Origin of the sequence: Mycobacterium sp. SMC-21 (genome assembly GCF_045310825.1) — a bacterium.
Taxonomy (GTDB): Bacteria; Actinomycetota; Actinomycetes; order Mycobacteriales; family Mycobacteriaceae; genus Mycobacterium.
Window position 1 is genome coordinate 20,395 of the sequence record NZ_JBJIAO010000015.1, and the last position, 14,520, is coordinate 34,914.

The following is a 14,520-nucleotide window of genomic DNA, read 5'->3' on the forward strand; positions in this document are numbered from 1 at the left end:
GGGCTGGTCGAAGTCCTCGAAGAGGGAGAGCTGTGGCTCGGGTGTTACTGCTCGGGGTAGCCGTCGGCCACCAGGTCCGCGTACACCAGCGGTGCCAGTTCCGCTGCCAAGGGATGTCGGGGGCCGTCCGGTACCGGAAGTTGGTCCTCGATTCGGGCGATCAGCAGGTACGCCGCCTTGATGCGGAACATCACCGAGAAGTCCGGGTCCGGCCACACCATCTCGGCCAGCGCGTCGATCTGCTCCCCCGGGTCCGTTCGGTAGCGGGCGTCGTTCCACCGCAGATTCCACGGCACCTGGCTCGCGGGCACTGGCTGGTGCAGCGGCGGGTCGACCGGCACCGTCTGCTCCGGTTCCTCCTGCTGCTCGATCAGGTCGTACAGCTCCTGCCGAACGATCAGCTCCCGGGCGTTCTGCAGTGCGGTCTCCCGTAGCCGGACTGTGGTCAGGTAGTCCGGGTGTGCTCCCTGGCGTTCGGTCCAGCTCTCGATCGCGGTGCTCGCTAGCTGGTCGGCCAGCTCCGAGGCCATCCGGTCCAGCCGTGCTGTCTCGGCGGCCAGGTGCCGTTCGGTCTGTTCGGGCGTCCAGTCCGCCGGCAGCGGCAGCCACCTCGGGTACACGTCGTTGACCGCCTGGCGCATCCATTCGGTCACGGGTGTCGTCGCTTTCCTCGATGCTGAACAGATCCGGCTGGTTGGTGTTGTTGTGCCTGCGCGCCATAGCGTTCTCCCGGTACCGCTGGTCATGAGTTGTCCTCGTGATCTGCGGCATCGACCGGGATGGCCGTGCCCGTGCCCGGCGCCACCGTGGTGGTCGCCTGTGGTGTGCGCCGCTGGGACGCAGTCGTCGTCATGATGATGGCGACGATGGTGTTGTCGGGGTGCTGACTGGTCTGGGCGAGCCCAAATCCTCGACCACCAAGTATGCCTGGGTCAATGCTTGGTCGATGTCCTTGATCTGTTGGTCCAGGGTGAGTTGCTGCCGCTCGGCGCGGGTTTTGAGCACTTTGAGCTTGTCGATCACGGAGGTGACCGGGACCAGTGCGGGGTGCGGCTTGATTTCGATCCGCCGGTTGACGGGGGTACCGCCTTTGAGTGCGGCCAGCGCCGAGCCCGGTTCCCACATGAGGTGGGTGTCGAGTCGCTCCAGGGTTTCAGGGCTGGTCTGATACCCGCGTTTGCCGAGCGTGGCCAGTGTGGTGCGTCCGGGTCCGCCGACGGCAGCGAGCCGGCTTTTGGTCATCTGGAGTTCAAGGAGCCGCTTTTCGATCCACATCCCGAGGTTCTCGAAATCGTCTTCGGCGTCGGGGTTGATCACCGGCCGCGGGCGCTTGCCGACCTGAGCCTCGCGGGGTGTGGGCATCGAGCCGAACATGATGGCGTGCGCCGAGCCCGACTCCCACGAGCACAGTTCGTCGAGTTTGGACAGCACGTTGCGGCCAGGGACCCGGATTTCTTTGCCGTCACCTCGTGGTTTACCGAGCAAGTTGAGTGTGGAGCGGGACACCAGGCCAAGTTTGCTGGCTTCGAGTTGACTCATCCCGAGTTCGCGGAGCCTGTCGTTGACGAACTGCGCCAAACGGGGCACGTCAGGTTTGACGCTGCTGCTGGCCAGCATCTCCACGTGGTTCTGGGTCAGGCCCGTGCGGGCCACAACCTCGTCTACGGGGTGGCCTTCGCTGAGCAAGGACCGCGCCAAATCGACTGCGGCATCCTCGTCTAACGGCGCGGCGGTGATGGTCGCCTCCTGGTCTAACCGGTCCGGTGGTCCCCCATTCACAGGGATAGTACATGTTTCAGTATGGCACCAATAGAGCAACCGCGACACGCCCGCAACACAGTGGTGTTTACGAAAGTTAAGCAAATGGGTCCGGATTTGCAAGACGCATGTGATCGCATGTCACCGGTGACCGGTCCACCGCTTGAGATGAGCGGCGTAGCTACAGGCCTCGATCGTAGCCTTGCGACTGCGATTTGGGTGGCAGAAACTCTGTGGGGGCGCTGAGGTCGCTGGCCGGCCGGCTGATCTGCTCGAAGACCGGGACCATCCATTCGTGGGGCGGCTCGGTCTGAGACATGTCCGGGCACGAGAACGCGGCCCGCTGGACGAACACCTCGCGCGGTATCGCGTTGTAGTCCAGTCCCCGCCCGGCCTGGGCCGCGACGGCGTTCATGAACGCCCGGGTGGCGCGACCGTTTCCCTCCCGGAATGGGTGTGCGTAGTTGATCCAGCAGTACGTTTGGGCGGCCTTGTCGGCGAACTGCCCGTCGTCCAGGTCGGGCCAGGACGTCTCGGCGACGATGGCCGCTGCGCGGTCAATGCAGGCCGCGATGTTGTCGGTGCTGGCGAAGCTGCTCCACTTGGACACCTCGACTTCACGGAATTCGCCGGCGAAGGGATACACGTCCTGAAACAGCCACCGATGCACGCCCCGTAGATGCTCGGCGTCGAAGGTTTCCGGTACGGGGGCCTGGCCGCGCGCGAGCTCCATCCCTCGGCTGTAGGCGAAATGCTGTTCGAGGCGTTCCAGTTCCGCGGCGTCGCGGATACCGAGGTGATTGCGCAGGACGGTGGTGCCCGGCCAGAAGTAGTCGCTCCACTCCACGGGGACGCGAAAGCGAGGTGTGTCTACCGCTGCGCGTGGTGACGCACGCTGGCGAGCAGCTCGGCCCGGTATTGGTCGCCGGTGATCTTCCCGCTCGCCAGGTCCGCGAGTCGGGCCACGGACTCGCGGTCGGGTGTGTAGCCCTCGATCGCGCCACTGACGACGACGTCATGGACGAGGCGGCGTTCCTGGGGTGACAGGGCGGCCAAGATGTCCTCGTAGGTGTCCGCTGTATGCGTGCTGGTGGTCGCGGGGGTCATGTCACCAAGTCTACCCGCTGGGGGCGACATCCACTCCCCCATTTGCGGCTGTGACGTGCGCATTTGCAGGTCCCCGCCGCGTCGCTGGGCGCTCAAGAGGCGGCGGCTTCCTCTGCGTCGACAGCCTTCTTGGACCGGGCCGGGCCGCGCCGCCGCTTGAAGTACAAGGTCAGCGCCTCGTCCACAAGCGCACTGCGTGACGGTGCGCCCCACTGCGGTACCAGCACCTCATCGATCGTCTTGGCGTCGGCAGAATTCAGGCCGGTCAGCGCGATCTTCGCCGGCGGGGCAATGTGCCGTCGACGCTGACGGACGACGGGCTGGCGGGTGAACAAGCTTCCCGGCGCTTTCTGGGCAGTGTCCGCTTGCTTCCAGCGGCGGGCGAGCTCCTCCTGGCCGGCGTCGATGGCGTCCAGGACGATCTGGCCGTAGGTGCGGGCCTTGGCGGGGTTCTTCTTCTCGGCCAGGTTCAGGTTGCGGAGCTTGGTCAGGTTGTCGGCGGAGATTTCCGCGGTGGGGTTACCTTCGCCGTCACGGTCGAAGGTTTTGGCGACACGGGGAGCCCGGGGAGCCGGCGGGGTGGCAACGTGTGGCGCCCTCTCCCCCGCTGGCCGGGTGCTCTCCTCGGGTGCTGGGGGCGTCGTCGGTTCGGTAGCTGCAGGCTCGACTGGCGGTTCAGCAGGGGGTTCCTGCTGTCCGGCCCGGTTGCCGAGGCCAACCCTCGGCATGTACTCATCGAGCTCGTCATCGTAGGCGGATTCGTCAAAGACGCTCTTCTTGGCCATGGGACTCTCCTACTCCTGAACTCCGGCCACAGCCGCCGCCGATCGCTCTTTGACTCGCCTCAGAATCTCGCCTCTGAGCTTCAGGAAATCCTCGGCAACGGCGGCCGGGTCTTTGGCCCAGAGCCTGTCAGTGGCGCCAGCTTTGTTCCGGTTGCGCAGCGCGGTCAGCAGGCCCGCTCTCTGCTCGTCGCTCGGCTTGGCCAGTTCCTGGGCGGTTAGGTGCCGTTCCCGCATGTCGACGGCGAGTGCCTGGGAGCTGCGGATGGTCGCTTGGAATGGTTCGATTTCAGATCCGAGCATTTCCTTGACTTGGTTGAAGACGTGCGTGAGCCGCACCGTGGCGTTGGGGTTGACGTCGAAGAGCACGACGCCGATCAGGGTGATGGGAGAGCCGTAGCGCTTGGCCCGCCGGTAGCTGGCGGCGAGCTGGCGCACACCGTTCAGGGAGCCGTTGTCCTCTTTGGTCGGCACTACGAGGTAGCGGCAGACCTGCATCAGCGCGATGAGGAGCACTTTGTCGCCGTGCCCAGAGTCGACAAGGATGATGTCGTACTGTTCGCGTTCGCACAGTTCAGAGAGTGCAGCTTCGAAGTTTTCTGCCAAGTCGACCGTCTCACCAGCTGCTGCAACAGCGGTGGACACCTGGCCGATCGCAGGCCCGCCCATCAGGATGTCCAGGTTTGGGCGGATGTTGCGGTATGGCTCGAGCTTCACCCCGCCGCGCAAGCCGTATTGCAGGACGATGGCGAGGTTGCGGCCCTGGTCGGACTGATCTTCCGGTACGCCGAGGTCGTCCGCGGTGAGGTTTCCCTGCTGGTCAGCGTCGATGACCAGCACTTTTCTGCCGGTTCGGGCAATCGCGACACCGAGGTTCGCGACCGTTGTGGTCTTGCCGTTGCCACCCTTCTGCGTGGCGAAGAGCACGGAATCTGGGAGCTCTGTCATGCGGCCGATACTAGCTTCCCATGCGAATTGCTGTCCACGTCGCGCTACCCATGGTGACACGATTGTTACACCGTTAAGCCATACCCGTCGCCGTACGGACTGGTATCCGTGTCACTACCTGCATCTCACTACTCATGACACCGCGTGTCTGAAAAGGTGTCGAACTGCGTTTGTGCATATGAATCGCGACCCAGAGGAAGCAGCGTATGACGACGCGCATCGATGCACGGCTGACGTCACCCGGACTCGAACGGGTCATGCCGGGGCTTGTTATCAAGGTGAGCAAACGGTGCGAATCGGGTTCCCACACCGGCATCCCGATGCGGATTCTGAACCACTTCCCCACCGGGGTAGCGGACCGGTTTTCGACGTGTTCAGGTGAACCGAAAGGGTTCAGGGAAACGGCACGTGTTATGCACCGCATAGTCATAGGTGGCGGGATATGTTGCTGTCTCCCCTTAGCAACATGGCTGCCGAACCGTTTCCGACCACGGCTAGCTATACGCTTACTGTTACGTCTGACCATGGGTTATTACTCCCCTAAGTGCAGCTAGCTGCAGGCTCGCATCAGCATTCGTGGTACCTGTGGCGTGATTAGCCGCGTCAGTCTGCGTGTGATTATCCGGCTGCATAGCGGTCTGCGCATAGCTGGCGTGTAGTGCATGGGGGAGTGGAGCCGGCCCCGCAGTGCGCGCCAGAACGTCCACCGAGTGGGTACAGGGCTGCGGATACGCATCAGGAGCATCATCACGCCTGATCAGAAGCGATATTTCCCTGCCTTGCACTCATCGAACGTAAACCCGACAAGCGCTAGGGTGCGGCAGCGACACGGACAGAGCAGGCCACAACACATCGATCCTCGCCGCTCCCAGGGCTTCGTGGTGCAGCCGTACAGCGGCCAACGCCGAGGGGCCGACCTGCTTGCCATAGGCGACAAGCGACGCCCGCTTGGCGCAGCGGACGAGGGGGAGTGGGCTACTCGAAAACCAGAACACGCCAATCAACCCCGGCAACAGCGCATCCGGCGTACCCAACCAGTAGCCATCCCGAACACGCTCAAAGCGATGGAAGGAGTGAGGCGCGATTTCGCACAACCGTGACAGACGAGAACACCGATTCTCCGCCATCATTCGCACCGGCACCGCGCACCTCGTTGGACGTTCAGGAGACAGTTGAGCGGAGTCCGAAGATGCCCCTATCTGCGCAGCAGGTCGCCCTTACAAGGGACGCTGCACTACAGGCCAAAAAGGCGCGCGACCGCACGCCCCGATCTTCCTCAACGGTCCGCAAATTCCACCTAATAGTCCGCCGATGGGGTCACACGATCGGTCAGGAATGCCGACCACGGACGGCAACAGCGGGGGACCGCCTCGATTGATCTTGATGCGTCGAACAGTGCTTCGATGCCGTAGCGCTGCACGACGGTGGTGCATGCAATCCGCCTCGTCGCAGCGAGCAAGGCTCCATCGTCATCACGCCCGCCGAATGCTGGCTACGTGACGTCGGGTCACATCTCTGCTATTCGAATGCCGCCGCCCGCGCGCTCGCACGCGGTGCCCGGACTCCGCCGTCCGCCAGAGCGCCCGCGGAGTCGGATTCAGACGCTATGTCGGCAGGGCGGAAAGGAAGGGGCTGACTACCCGAAAACGCGCTGACCTGCGGAAACGCCACACCCCGATAAGACGTCTACACCACTGGACCGTCGGAATCGCGCCTGATTTGTCGGCTATGGGACGCAGGGCGCTCTGAGCACCCAACCCATTACCCGGGCACTGTTTGCGCCTCTGCGTGGACATCAGCGGGTTTTCCCAGGTCGCGACGCACTGCCCACTGCGGCTCTGAAGCGTGTCCGGGCCGGGCCGGTCGCCAGTCGTCGACGCCCCTCATCAGAGATGATCCACGGCGGCGCCGGCTGGGGCATCATGTTGGGCCACGGGGCGGGCGCGGCCGATATGGTGGACGTGGCAAGGATCGGAGGTGAGTCGCCATGGCCGACGATGTTCGCGGCGAGGTGACTCGCGTTGGCCCGAACTTGCGAGCAGGTACTCACTACATTGTCGTGCCCGACGGGATGCTCAAGCCGAAAGGCTTCGACCGCGAGGTCGCGCTGCACCGTGCCAAGGACGCGAAGCTTGTTGCCACGCAGGGGAAGAGGCGCCGGCATCGTCAGATTCGGGGATGGAAGCGCGCGGCCCCCGTGCGGGAACCGTCACCGCCGATCGTGGTCGAGGGCATCAGGTATACGCAACCGGACTGGGTTGCCACTATCCCTGGCACGCCCAACCTGCTCGTCGTCGCGCCTGGCCACGACGTGACCATCGAGCCCCCGGCCAACGTGCGGGAGTATGCCGACCAACTATTGGCGATCATCGAAGTCAAGTTGAAGGCCCAGCTGAGCACGATCAACGCTGCTGACATTGACCTAGCCGCGCTCGGCCCAGTCGATGCCGTAGCCGAGAACATGCTCTCTCAGCTGCCTGCAAGTCACCCATTCGACAAGACCATCGGACCGTTCTACGACCTCACCGGCGCGGCCAACCGGATGCACGTCTCAGAGGACACGGCGCGGGCTCGGGCGACTGCTCATGGGGTTCTGGCGTGCCCCACCGCCGAGGGCGACATGGTGTTTCCGACATTTCAGTTCAATTCCGACGGCACCGTATTGGCCGGTCTGGATCGAGTCTTGACCGCGCTGGCGGCGGGTACGGGCGATCACTGGCAGGTCGCGCTGTGGCTCACGACGCCCAATGAGCAGTTGAAGGGCCGCACGCCGGTTGAAGCCTTGCGAGAAGGGACGTCGGTCGTACAGGCGGTTGCTGAACAGACTGCCGAGCGCTGGTGCCACTGAGTCGCACAGGACTGGGGTTGCGTAAGCCTCCGGCCAACATCGATGGGTTTCCAACCAAGCAGCTCCGTAAAGGCAAGGCGCTTTACCGCGCCCACCGCAAGGGCATGGGGCCGTGGTGGTTTGCCAGCGACGACGGCGGCCGCTTCAACCTCGACCCGCCAGCGGGAACCTGCTATCTGGCGATCGACGAGGAAACAGCGCTGCGGGAGCGCCTGGGCCGCGCGATGCTCAGGCGAGGAGTGGTGTCGCAGGGCTGGGCTGACGAGACGGTGGTATCGAAGGTGGCTGTGTTCAGGGGCGGTCGGGTCGCGAACACGTGCCACCGTGAGGCGACCAAGCACGGTCTGACCCGCGAGATTGCCACCTACGCCCGGCGCGGCTACGGGCTGACCCGCTTGTGGGCGCGGCGGTTCCACGCCTTGGGGTTGCGCGGCATCCTGTACGAGTCCAGGTTCACCACGGTCACGAAGCCGAACGCGTACGCGCTGTTCGACGATGCCGGGGCGAAGCCGTGGCCGGATGATCCAGCCCCGGCATCAGGAGCCGATGCGTGCAGGCGGGCTGGTCTCCAGGTCCTCGGGCCGCCGTCAGGCAAGTCGCTGCGTATCGTCCCCGGCGTCTGACTGTTGGTGGCCGTGCCAGCGTCGCGGTACGAGGGCTAGACCTTGCCGACCCGCGGCCGTTTCTACGTTTTCGCGACCTGGCTCAGGGTAGTGATGGTCTGACTCAAGGACGCAATCGTGTTCAGGAGCTCGTTCTTATCGTGTTCGAGTCGATCAATGCGCTCTTGAAGTTCATGCTCTCGGCGGCGGGAGGCCTCCAAGTCCGCGCCTTGAAGCAGCAGAAGATGCTCCAAGTCCTGCGTGGGTGCGGCCGTGGCGGGCGGCCACCGTCCGATTGTGCGCAGGTGATTCTCGAAACTGTCGGCGTTCAAGAACCATTGTTCTGCGCCCCGGCGGCCGGCGATGTGCCCGCGCTCGCTCTCCACGGGGGAGTCGTCGCGGCTGGCCAGATCGGTGGCCCAGCGTGGTGTGAAGCCGGCGAGCTTCCCGGCTTGTCCGGCGAGGTAGGCGCGGCGGCCTGTTGGGCTGATCACCTCGCCATGCTCGCCGCCTGGCCACGGCGTCCCCGCTGGGCCGTTCATGTGTGCAACTTTAGCTTATTCCGGCATAGTTCCGGCTTCAGTGCAGCAGCTTTCCGCAATGAGGGCACCTTTGCCGTCGCCGCGACACGACGTCTGGCTTCATTCCGGAATCGCGCGCGCTCGTTTAGACTCTCAACCAGCAACGAAATGACGTGTGACCTGCTTCAACAGCCCGGCTTGTAGAACGGAACGGATTCCGGAATCGGCTCCGTTGCCGCGGTAGTGAATGCTCGTCGCAGACAGGAAACGGAGCACGGATGGCCGACAAGTCCAGCACCGCGGTACTTGATGAAGCCTCAGTCCGCCGCAAACGGCGCCAGGGCTCGGAAACCCGCAAGATGAATGCGACCTTGCGAGTGCGCTACAACGAGGATGCTCTTGAAGCTTTGGCTGCGCGCGGGGGCGACCGTCTACCCGAACTGATCCGGCAATACGGGGATTACCTGACTGAAATGCTGCCGGTCGCCGACGCCATGGGTGTTGATCCGTTGGAGTTGTTCCGGCAGACGGCGAGCGCCCTGATCGCCGGCGAACAGCACAGGCAAGCCTGCTAGTGGCAAGTCCTTATCCCATTTCTGCCCGGTCCGGCGCTCCTGGCTGCCCGGCGATTGAGCCTTCCGCCACCTAGCGGCTCGCGACGATACGGCCGCCAAGAATTTCGGCCACGAGGTCGAGCGCTTGGCGTTCAGCCTCGATTTCGTTCACAGCTGGTGGGCCGTGGGCCAGCGTGGCGGCCCAGAAGGTCCGGTCGACCTCAGGGTCCTCGGGCGGCATTGCTCGGGTGATTTTGGCCATTTCGGCGTCGGCGCGGCTTTCGTCGCGATCGGCGAGCCATGCTTGCCATTGGTCACGTTGGGCCCGGTAGCGGGCGATGCGTTCCTGGCGAACGCTGTCGGTGTCGTGGGCGGCAGCAAGGCTGTCGAGTGTTGTTGCACCGGGGGCAACGGTGCCTCGGCCTGTGCGAGTGATCAAGCCGAGGATTTCCAGTGAAGTCAGTGACTCGTCGCCAGCGGTTGCGGACACTCGAGCCGCGGCGAGAATGTCCGCGCGGTTGGTCAAACCGTAGTAGACGACGAGCTCGTAGATGCGCCGCAGGTGATGGCCGGCGACCCACCAACCGTCGTGGACGGGCTCGATCCGTACCTGGTCAGCCCTGGCCGGGTCGCTAGCGATGCCGTGTGGCGTCGTGAGGGCGTAGTAGTCGGCGTCCCCGTTCACGGCTTGTCGAGTCAAGATGAGGGGTGCTCCCGGGCGGTCTCGCAAGTCGCGCAGCACGCGCCACACCGCATCCGGGCTGAGCAGGCCGGCGCCGAGTGACAGGTTGCGGCCGCCTACTCCCACCACCCAAACCCCGTTGATGAGTTCCCCGGCGGTCAGGGCGTGCCAGGCGAGGGTTTGTAGGACGGCGTGCACGGTCCAGCGGTACCGTTTCCCGGCGTATTCGTAGTCGGCCCATTCCATGGACGTAGATAGCCAGCGCCGCAGTTCCGCCGGTCCCCACGGACCGGTCCTGTTTGCCCCGCTTCCTGCTGTACCCCCCGGTGAGTTCTTCCCCTTGTGCTGCTGGCGGCGGTATTTGAGTGTGTTGGTGCACAGCCAGGTCAGCGCCTTGGTGAAATCCCTGTCGAGTGCGTTGCCAGCGCGGTGCTGGTACCGGGCGAAGGCTTGGCCGAGGCCGTGCTGCCACGGCCCGCCGGGGGCCATGAGTTCAGTGATGCTGGCGCGGCTGTGGCCACGCGCGATGGCGGCGCAGATGACGGCCATCCGGGCCTCAGACGGGCTGTCCCATTGGCGTTGCCCGTTGGCGATGACGCCGTGGACCGCGAAGTCGGTGATTTCCGGGTCGATGGGGTCGTTGCGTATGTAGGCCGGCGCCAGGCGCTGATCGTCGCCGGTGCCGGTGCAGTACTCGTCGATGGCGACGGTGCCGGCCTCAATGGGGGCGGCTGGCTCAGCGGGGTCGATCGGTCGGGGTTTGACGGCGCCGAGCAGCTCGTAGAGGCGGGGCAGGAGGCTGGGCTCCGAGCGGGTGGCGAACGCCTCGACGGCGTCGGCGAGAGTCCCGTCGAGTTGGCGGTACCCGCCGTTCTTGGCCGGTGTTCCTGGTGCGCTCAGGCAGGCGTATTGCGGGTCGGTGGTGTTGGGGTTGGAGTCGAGTGTGGGCAGCCGCGCGGCAAGCAGTCGAGCGATGTTTTTCAGCTCGGCGAAGCTGGCTGTGGTGCCGATCGCCAAGGGGCACAACAGGTGTCCGCCGCTGGGGGAGTGGTCGCTGACCACTTTGCCGCCGCAGCGGGTGATCCATTCAGCTGCGGCGGCCATGTCGGCATCAACTTGGGCGCGACCGCCGCGTTTGTCATCGAAATCCAGGTATAGGAGTGCGGTGCGCAGGCCTTTGCGCGTGAATGGGTACAGCGCGGCGGGCCGGGTCGGCAGCGTCTTGGTCAGGTCCCCGGTGTCGGAGAATTTGCCGGTAGCCGGGTTGTAGAGCCGCATGGAGCGCCGGCCAGGCGCGCTGATCAGTGGTGCAAGTGTCTTCCAGACACGCTCGGGTGACTCTGGAGCGACCGATGGCTGGGCTACGGTCACCGTCATGGCTGGTGCGGCAGCGCTGTATCGGCCTCCGCGTGGGTGGGCCAGGTGGTGGCGGGGTGGTCGTCTGTGGGTGAGCAATCCTGTTGATCACAGTTTGCGCAGTCCCCTAGACCTGATGGTGGGTATGCGCTACCGTGAGGACTGCTTGAGCTGGTTGGCATCAAAGCGCCCTTCTAAAGGGTGGTGCGGAGGCACCAAACACCTGAGCTGCTACTCGGGTGACAAGTTCAGAAGCGTTTACCCTCGGCCGCTAACCGGGGGTTTCGCTTTTTCTGGGTCTTGATGGGCCTACCGCGTATGGATATGCAGTTGTGGTGTGCTGACTGTTGGTGGCGCCCGATGCTGTGCGGGCTGGCTTGACGTTCCTCTCGTTACTTGTGGGACTCGTGTTGCGGGCAAGTCTGACACTCGGTGCGCGGTGGAACCGCGCCGACACGCCGGTCAGGCGGCGAAAGCCAACCCACGGGGCTACAGCCACGCGCGGCGGCTCGTTTGGCCCCGGTCGGTGGTAGGCGCTTCGGACTAGGTGCTTTTTCGGCCCAACTCGGGCGGATATGAGGGAGGCGGCCCGCAGTGGCCGCACGGATCGCATTTCTCACGGTGAGTTCCCCCTGGAGGTGGCCGAAGCCGTCGTGTGGGTCGAGCCGGGACGAACCTGATGCACTCAAACCTTGCGCACTAGACGAATGATGCTACACACTAGGCAATGAGTAAACGCAAGTGACGCATATCGTTGTTTCGCACCTGTGATGTCGAAAGGATTTGGGATGACCGAACCGATAACCCTCGATACCGAGGCCGCGCAGCAGGCTGTCCTGGCCTGGCGTGACTACGGTGACCAGGTGCGGGCCCACGGCCAGAACCACCACATGACCCTCGATGAGCTGCGGGCAACGGTCGGTGACGCATACAGCCCCTACGTCGACGCCAAGCAAGCCGAATTGCAGGCCCGCCAAGCCGCCTACGCCCGGGCCGCGGACATCGCCCACGGCCACGCGCAGCGCCTGTCCAACACGGCAACCATCTTCGAGACCACCGACGATGAGTCCGCAGCGAGAATCACTGGCCTGGTCGACGGCAGTGCGGAATCCACTGGGACACAGACGTTTCGGCGCGTGAGTGAGAGCACCGACGAGTGGGATCACATTGACGACACGCTGGAACACTGGAAGCGCACCGGGGACCCGGCTTTGCCGGCGATGCCCGAGCCGTACAACCCGGAGTTCTGATGGCGGTCCGGCTGCGGGTGTCGCAGCCGGGCGAGATACTGGACCTTTGTTTTGAAATCCCAGATCGAAAAGAACGGGAAGGAGTAGTGGCGGAATGTCAGAACCGATTTCTCTTGATGGCGAGGCCGCCAAGCAGGCGGTCCAGGAGTGGCATGCCTATGCCGACAAGGTGCAGGCCCACGGCCAGAACCACCACATGACCCTCGAAGAAATCAGCGCCGCCGTGGGGGACACCTACGCCCCGTTCGTCGCGGCCAAGCGGACGGAGATGCAGGCCCGCGAAGCGGCCTACGCCCGGGCTGCGGCCACCGCGCGTGGTCACGCGCAACGCCTGTCCAACACAGCCACCATCTTCGAGACCACCGACGATGACGCCGCAGCGCGGATCAACCGCATCGTGGACGCGTAGCCTGCGATTATGGACTTGAAGGTCGATCCGGACGGTCTGCGCGCCGATGGTGCTGCCCTGGCTGACTCAGCAAGCCAGGGCAGCACCATCGCGCCATGCCCGGCTGCCGCATCCGACACCGTCTCCACTCATCTTGCAGACACGCTGACGACGTGGATGCAGTCACTGCACACACTGATGGACCACGCCGGGCAATTGCGGGTCGCCGGCGGGCTGGCGCTGTCCGGTACCGGCACGGACCTGCAATCCATGGACGACACGAACGCCCACCACATCTCTAACGTGATCGACGGTGCGGGATCGGCCCCGGCCTCAGCCCCCGGCGGTCCCGCAGCGTCACCGCCGATCGTCCCAGCCCCGACGTTGCCGACGCTACCGACGTTGAATCCTCTCGCTCCGATGACCGGCGAACAGGTCTCAGCCCTGGTCCACGCCGGGCCAGGGCCGGCCAGCCTGCGGGCGTTCGCCACCCACATCCGGACCACTATCGCCCCGGCGGTGATGACGACAGCGCAGGACGTCCGCAATTCCAGCCAGTCGGTGCACAACCACTGGGATGACGGCCGGACCACGGCGGCCCAGAAGGTCGGCGCGCACGCCGACTGGCTGGAATCGACCCTGCATCCAAGCTTGATGTCGGTCGCTGACGCCGCCGACGCGGCCGCCGATCACACCGACACGCTGATCAAGAACACGCCCACGCCGCAGGAGTTCACTGACCTGCACCAGCGGCTCAATGTGGCGATGGCGAATTACCGGGCTACCGGTGGCCGCAACGCCGCCCAGGTCGCATCGCTGCAATCCGATCTGGCCAACAAGCAGTCCACCGCACTGGCCAGTTACGAGACATTCGCGGCCGCCGCCCCGGCCACCACAGCGGGCGCCGCGCCCCCGGCCCCGGCGCCGCCGATCGTGCACGCGGGCGGCCAGGTCGAGAAGCTCAACCAGACGGCGCACCTCAAGCAGGATGGCCCCGGCCGCGGCCAGGCCCATCACGGGCATGGCCCTGGTGACGAAGACTCGCCCGTACCGACCGACGCGCCGCCGGGAACCCCGACCGGTACCCCGCCCGCTGCTGCCGAGGCGGCGGCTCCCGCCGCGGCAGCCGACCAGGCGGCTCCCGGCATGGTCGCCAACGTCGCCGGCATGATCATGGGCGCTGGGGCAGGTGCAGCCGGGCAGGTCGCGGGTACCTTGCACGGGCTCACCGGCGGCGGCTCGCCTCTTTCAGCGTTGTCGAGTCTGTCCTCCCTTCCCGGTTTGGGTGGGATGCCGCAGATGGAGACCCCTCAGCTGCCTGGCGGACCTGGGGATGACAACGGCGGATCACCCGAAGGTGACCCGACCGACTTCGGCTCGGGCGGGACCAGCCCGGCATCCGGCGGCGCGGGAGACGGGGGTGGCGGCGGTGCTCCGCTGTCCAGCTCGAGCCCTGCCGTTGGCCCGCCGGCAGGAAGCAGCATCACCGCTGGCACTCCAGGTGGAGGCGGCCCCGGTGGCGGCGCTCCCGGCGCGGGCGGGATGGGAATGATGCCGCCGATGATGGGTGCTGGTATGGGCGGCAAGAACGACGAAGGCCGCAAACCCGAGGACCACCGCCGTGTTGTGCTGCGGCCGGTCCCCAACACCGAACCAGTGTTCGGTGAAGTCCGGCGCGAGCGCCGCGAACGCACCGACCGGGACAAGAAGAAGACCTAGCAAGA

General features: G+C 65.2%; 14 protein-coding genes. 6 read left to right on the forward strand and 8 right to left on the reverse strand.

All coding sequences use genetic code 11. From position 1 onward, the window contains the following. Positions 1–44: 44 nt before the first annotated feature. From ACJH6H_RS16220 to ACJH6H_RS16245, 6 genes are all read right to left on the reverse strand, one after another. Positions 45–653, reverse strand: a complete 609-nt coding sequence (locus tag ACJH6H_RS16220; protein WP_406775294.1) for a hypothetical protein — start codon at positions 651–653, stop codon at positions 45–47. A gap of 196 nt (positions 654–849) precedes the next feature. Then, positions 850–1,881 (reverse strand): hypothetical protein, encoded by a 1,032-nt coding sequence (locus ACJH6H_RS16225; RefSeq protein ID WP_406775295.1) that lies wholly within the window; start codon positions 1,879–1,881, stop codon positions 850–852. 58 nt (positions 1,882–1,939) lie between these two features. After that, positions 1,940–2,605 (reverse strand): Fic/DOC family protein, encoded by a 666-nt coding sequence (locus tag ACJH6H_RS16230; RefSeq protein ID WP_406775296.1) that lies wholly within the window; start codon positions 2,603–2,605, stop codon positions 1,940–1,942. A 23-nt stretch (positions 2,606–2,628) separates the two neighbouring features. After that, positions 2,629–2,865 carry a hypothetical protein gene (locus ACJH6H_RS16235; RefSeq protein WP_406775297.1) on the reverse strand — a complete coding sequence of 79 codons (237 nt, stop codon included), beginning with the start codon at positions 2,863–2,865 and terminating at the stop codon, positions 2,629–2,631. A 92-nt stretch (positions 2,866–2,957) separates the two neighbouring features. Beyond that, positions 2,958–3,650 carry a hypothetical protein gene (locus ACJH6H_RS16240; protein ID WP_406775298.1) on the reverse strand — a complete coding sequence of 231 codons (693 nt, stop codon included), beginning with the start codon at positions 3,648–3,650 and terminating at the stop codon, positions 2,958–2,960. 9 nt (positions 3,651–3,659) lie between these two features. Beyond that, the gene (locus ACJH6H_RS16245; RefSeq protein ID WP_406775299.1) at positions 3,660–4,595 is read right to left on the reverse strand and encodes a ParA family protein; all 936 of its coding nucleotides are present in this window, start codon (positions 4,593–4,595) and stop codon (positions 3,660–3,662) included. 1,987 nt (positions 4,596–6,582) lie between these two features. Here ACJH6H_RS16245 and ACJH6H_RS16250 point away from each other — a divergent pair. Together ACJH6H_RS16250 and ACJH6H_RS16255 are read left to right on the forward strand one after the other, a co-directional pair. After that, the gene (locus ACJH6H_RS16250) at positions 6,583–7,443 is read left to right on the forward strand and encodes a hypothetical protein (protein ID WP_406775300.1); all 861 of its coding nucleotides are present in this window, start codon (positions 6,583–6,585) and stop codon (positions 7,441–7,443) included. 17 nt (positions 7,444–7,460) lie between these two features. Further along, positions 7,461–8,066: an RES family NAD+ phosphorylase gene (locus tag ACJH6H_RS16255; protein ID WP_406775301.1), complete on the forward strand. Its 606-nt coding sequence runs from the start codon at positions 7,461–7,463 to the stop codon at positions 8,064–8,066. A 62-nt stretch (positions 8,067–8,128) separates the two neighbouring features. On the opposite strand, the gene ACJH6H_RS16260 is transcribed toward ACJH6H_RS16255, so the two are convergent. Further along, positions 8,129–8,587 carry a hypothetical protein gene (locus ACJH6H_RS16260; RefSeq protein ID WP_406775302.1) on the reverse strand — a complete coding sequence of 153 codons (459 nt, stop codon included), beginning with the start codon at positions 8,585–8,587 and terminating at the stop codon, positions 8,129–8,131. 257 nt (positions 8,588–8,844) lie between these two features. Between ACJH6H_RS16260 and ACJH6H_RS16265 the strand changes: the two genes are divergently transcribed. Next, positions 8,845–9,141, forward strand: coding sequence for a hypothetical protein (locus ACJH6H_RS16265; RefSeq protein ID WP_406775303.1), 297 nt, complete (start codon positions 8,845–8,847; stop codon positions 9,139–9,141). Between the two features lie 70 nt (positions 9,142–9,211). On the opposite strand, the gene ACJH6H_RS16270 is transcribed toward ACJH6H_RS16265, so the two are convergent. Further along, the gene (locus tag ACJH6H_RS16270) at positions 9,212–11,179 is read right to left on the reverse strand and encodes a hypothetical protein (RefSeq protein WP_406775304.1); all 1,968 of its coding nucleotides are present in this window, start codon (positions 11,177–11,179) and stop codon (positions 9,212–9,214) included. A gap of 767 nt (positions 11,180–11,946) precedes the next feature. Here ACJH6H_RS16270 and ACJH6H_RS16275 point away from each other — a divergent pair. The 3 genes from ACJH6H_RS16275 to ACJH6H_RS16285 all read left to right on the forward strand — a co-directional run bounded on the left by ACJH6H_RS16275 (position 11,947) and on the right by ACJH6H_RS16285 (position 14,515). After that, the gene (locus ACJH6H_RS16275; protein WP_406775305.1) at positions 11,947–12,408 is read left to right on the forward strand and encodes a hypothetical protein; all 462 of its coding nucleotides are present in this window, start codon (positions 11,947–11,949) and stop codon (positions 12,406–12,408) included. Positions 12,409–12,502: 94 nt separating this feature from the next. Further along, on the forward strand, positions 12,503–12,817 hold the full coding sequence (locus tag ACJH6H_RS16280; RefSeq protein WP_406775306.1) for a hypothetical protein: 315 nt from the start codon (positions 12,503–12,505) through the stop codon (positions 12,815–12,817). Positions 12,818–12,826: 9 nt separating this feature from the next. After that, positions 12,827–14,515: a hypothetical protein gene (locus tag ACJH6H_RS16285; protein WP_406775307.1), complete on the forward strand. Its 1,689-nt coding sequence runs from the start codon at positions 12,827–12,829 to the stop codon at positions 14,513–14,515. Positions 14,516–14,520 lie beyond the last annotated feature (5 nt).

Coding starts and splice junctions, on each gene's coding strand:
- ACJH6H_RS16235 (WP_406775297.1), bottom strand. CDS start 2,865: ATGACCCCCGCGACCACCAGCACGCATACAGCGGACACCTACGAGGAC.
- ACJH6H_RS16240 (WP_406775298.1), bottom strand. CDS start 3,650: ATGGCCAAGAAGAGCGTCTTTGACGAATCCGCCTACGATGACGAGCTC.
- ACJH6H_RS16245 (WP_406775299.1), bottom strand. CDS start 4,595: ATGACAGAGCTCCCAGATTCCGTGCTCTTCGCCACGCAGAAGGGTGGC.
- ACJH6H_RS16250 (WP_406775300.1), top strand. CDS start 6,583: ATGGCCGACGATGTTCGCGGCGAGGTGACTCGCGTTGGCCCGAACTTG.
- ACJH6H_RS16260 (WP_406775302.1), bottom strand. CDS start 8,587: ATGAACGGCCCAGCGGGGACGCCGTGGCCAGGCGGCGAGCATGGCGAG.
- ACJH6H_RS16265 (WP_406775303.1), top strand. CDS start 8,845: ATGGCCGACAAGTCCAGCACCGCGGTACTTGATGAAGCCTCAGTCCGC.
- ACJH6H_RS16270 (WP_406775304.1), bottom strand. CDS start 11,179: ATGACGGTGACCGTAGCCCAGCCATCGGTCGCTCCAGAGTCACCCGAG.
- ACJH6H_RS16275 (WP_406775305.1), top strand. CDS start 11,947: ATGACCGAACCGATAACCCTCGATACCGAGGCCGCGCAGCAGGCTGTC.
- ACJH6H_RS16280 (WP_406775306.1), top strand. CDS start 12,503: ATGTCAGAACCGATTTCTCTTGATGGCGAGGCCGCCAAGCAGGCGGTC.
- ACJH6H_RS16285 (WP_406775307.1), top strand. CDS start 12,827: ATGGACTTGAAGGTCGATCCGGACGGTCTGCGCGCCGATGGTGCTGCC.